The 2930-nt window shown below is 75.3% G+C and carries 4 protein-coding genes and 1 pseudogene; 3 read left to right on the top strand and 2 right to left on the bottom strand.

The genetic code is table 11. From position 1 onward, the window contains the following. Positions 1–158: 158 nt before the first annotated feature. Positions 159–482: a cupin domain-containing protein gene (locus ACFQ3T_RS35580; protein WP_380730368.1), complete on the bottom strand. Its 324-nt coding sequence runs from the start codon at positions 480–482 to the stop codon at positions 159–161. Between the two features lie 64 nt (positions 483–546). On the opposite strand from ACFQ3T_RS35580, the gene ACFQ3T_RS35575 reads away from it, so the two are divergent. The 3 genes from ACFQ3T_RS35575 (at position 547) to ACFQ3T_RS35565 (ending at position 2678) form a co-directional block, all read left to right on the top strand. Further along, a complete protein-coding gene (locus ACFQ3T_RS35575) occupies positions 547–972 on the top strand; it encodes a MarR family winged helix-turn-helix transcriptional regulator (RefSeq protein WP_380730370.1) in 426 nt (141 codons plus the stop codon). Between the two features lie 154 nt (positions 973–1126). After that, the gene (locus ACFQ3T_RS35570) at positions 1127–1573 is read left to right on the top strand and encodes a DUF1203 domain-containing protein (protein ID WP_380730366.1); all 447 of its coding nucleotides are present in this window, start codon (positions 1127–1129) and stop codon (positions 1571–1573) included. Between the two features lie 40 nt (positions 1574–1613). Further along, positions 1614–2678, top strand: coding sequence for an NADH-quinone oxidoreductase subunit D (locus tag ACFQ3T_RS35565; protein WP_380730364.1), 1065 nt, complete (start codon positions 1614–1616; stop codon positions 2676–2678). Position 2679: 1 nt separating this feature from the next. On the opposite strand, the pseudogene ACFQ3T_RS35560 reads toward ACFQ3T_RS35565, so the two are convergent. Continuing rightward, positions 2680–2930: pseudogene (locus tag ACFQ3T_RS35560) on the bottom strand (DUF6779 domain-containing protein); the annotation flags it as partial.

Below are 2930 nucleotides of genomic sequence, written 5' to 3'. Positions count from 1 at the left end.
GGCCGGACTGGCTGGCGGCGGCCGCGCGGGCGTCCCGGATCGCGGAGCTGCGGGCGGAGGGCGGGCTGGGGTCGTTCGGGTGGCTGCTGCACGGCGTGGGCGTGCCGGTGTCGTCCCTGCTCCCGCCGCTGCCGCCGTGGCAGCCGTGACCGCGGCCGCTAGCGGGCCCAGGGCGGGTCGATCCGCTGACCGCCGACGGACCCGGTGACGCCGACCGACGTCGCGACCAGGACCGTGGCCGGGCCGCCGACGAGCCGGAAGTCGGTGTGCGGCGGCACGACGACGGTGTCGCCGCGGCCGGCTTCGACGTCGTGGATGGTCACCCGGCCGTCGAGGACGTGGAAGACCTCCTCCTTGTCGACCTGGTGCCGCTCGCTCTCGGCGTTCGCGGGCACCTCGACGGTCCACAGGGCGATCTGCGTGCTGCCGCCGCGCGACGGGGTGGCGTGGGGGTGGAACACGAAGCCGTGGCGCTCGAACATCGTTCTCCAAACTAGTCAACTCGGTTGTCTAGTTGCAGACTAGGCGACCGTGGAACCCGTGTCGATGCTGTTCGCCAGGACGTTCCGCGTGATGACCGACCGGTTCCACGAGCGGTTGGCCGACCGCGACCTCGAACCGCTGCGCCCGGCGCACGGCTTCGTCTTCCGCTACCTGGCCGAACAACCCTCCGCGACCGCCGTCGACCTGGCCGTCCACCTGGGGGTCTCCAAGCAGGCCGCCACGAAGACCGCGGCGGAGCTGGTCGAGTGGGGCTACGTCCGCCGCACCCCGCACCCGGCGGACCGGCGCGCGCACGTGCTGGAGCTGACCGGCAAGGGCCGCTCGTACCTGCGGTTCGCCGACGCGCTGTGGGCGGAGCTGGAGGAGGAGTTCGCGTCCGCCGTGGGCGCGGAGCGGATGGCCGTGCTGCGGGAGGCGCTGGAGGCGTACCTCGACGGCGCGGAAGGCGGCCTCCGCCCGGTGTGGTGACCGCGCCCGGCGATCACGTGCGCCAGCTCCGTCCGCCAGCCCGCCCGGCAGCCCCGTCCCGCAGCCCCGGCCGGCGATCGCGCCCGGCGATCACGTCCACCTGCACGGCCGAAGACCGCCGGCCGCCGGCTCCACCGCCGCCCAGGCTGGCGGTGTGCGAATCCACGCCCTGCCCGACGACGTCCTCGACCGCGCCCGCGAGCTCGCCGGGACCGACGCGCACCACGAGTGGCACGCCGAGTCACCCGGCGCGCCGTTGCGCTGCTGCCTGCGCAAGGCCGGGCCGGGCGAGCCGGTGATCCTGTTCCGCTACGCGCCCGGAGCCGGCGTCGGGCCGTACGAGGAGCTGGGGCCGGTGTTCGCGCACGCCGAGCCGTGCGACGGGCCGGCGAGCACCGCGGAGTTCCCCCACGCCTTCCGGAACGCCCCGCGGACCCTGCGCGCCTACACCGCCGACGGCCGCATCCACGACGGCGGGGTCGCCCAGCCGGACGCCCTCGCGCAGCGCCTCGACGCCCTGCTCGACGACCCGCTGGTGGCCGAGGTGCAGGTCCGCAGCGCCTCCCACGGCTGCTTCCTGTTCGCCGTCACGCGCGACTGACGGTCGGCGGACGGCTCGGGGACCGTGCGACGATGACGGCGTGGAGATCACCGTTGGCGTCGGCGCCGGAGCGCGGCACCTCGGGGTGGACCGGGTGGTCGACCTCGGCCCCCTGCACCCGTCCGCGCACGGCGCCTACCGGCTGCGGCTGACCGTCCGGGACGACGACGTCATCACCGCCGCCGAACCCCTGGTCGGCCACCTGCACCGGGGCGCCGAGAAGTTGTTCGAGGTGCGCGACTACCGGCAGGTCCTCACCCTCGCCAACCGGCACGACTGGCTCGCCGCCTTCTGCAACGAGCTCGCCGTCGCGCTCGCCGTGGAGCGGATGACCGGGATGGACGTCCCGCCGCGCGCCCAGGCGTTGCGCGTCCTGCTGTGCGAGCTGAACCGGATCATGGCGCATTTGGTGTTCCTCCAACCGCTCACCGGCGCGCGCGACCGCGACGCCGTGCAGGCCGTGCTGGAGGAGGCATCGGGCGGCCGCATCCACTTCATGTTCAACCGGATCGGCGGGCTGCGCGAGGACGTCCCCGCCGGCTGGACCGACCGCGTCCGCGACGTCCTGTCCACTGTGGACCCCGGCGAGGCGTCGGAGGGCTTGGCGGGCCTCGGGGTCCTGTCTCGGGACGCCGCGCTGGCGTTCGGCGTCACCGGCCCGGTCGGACGAGCGTCCGGAGTGGACTTCGACCTGCGCCGCGACGACCCGCTGCCCGGCTACCGCGCCCTCGACGTGCGCCCCGTCGTGCGGACCGAGGGCGACGCGCTGGCCCGCGTCCGCTGCCTGGTGGACGAGGTGCGCCTGTCCGTCGCGCTCGCCCGCCGCTGCCTGGACGACCTGCCGACCGGCCCGGTGAACCTGCGCCTCCCCAAGGCGATCAAGGCCCCCGAGGGCTCGGTCTACACGTGGGTCGAGGCGCCGCTGGGCACGTCGGGCGTCCACCTGGCGTCGCGGGGCGAGAAGACCCCGTGGCGGCTGAAGCTGCGCACGCCGTCGTTCAACAACGTCCAGGCGCTCTCGGCGTTGCTGCCGGGCAGCAGGGTGGCCGACCTGCCCGCGGTGCTCGGGTCGTTCGCCGTGGTCGTCGGCGACATCGACAAGTAGGTCAGTCCTCGCGGCGACGGCGGCGGCGCGGCGAGTCCCCCCCGCCGAACGCGGCCAGCAGCTCGCTGACCGACTTGCCGTCCGCGTGCGCGCCGGCGGCCTCGGCCGGTTCGGGCGCGCTGCGCCGACCGGACGGCTGCGGGCTCTCGTCCGCCCACGAGTCCCACTTGTCGTCGGACCGACGTCGGCCGCCGGGCTCGGCGGCCGTGTCCGGCGCTCGCCGGCGGCCTTCCGACGCCGCGGACGGGGCGG

It is taken from the genome of Saccharothrix hoggarensis (assembly GCF_042678885.1).
In the GTDB taxonomy this organism is placed as follows: domain Bacteria; phylum Actinomycetota; class Actinomycetes; order Mycobacteriales; family Pseudonocardiaceae; genus Actinosynnema; species Actinosynnema hoggarensis.
Note: the sequence above shows the minus strand (reverse complement) of the source record. Positions and strands in the feature narration are given on the sequence as shown.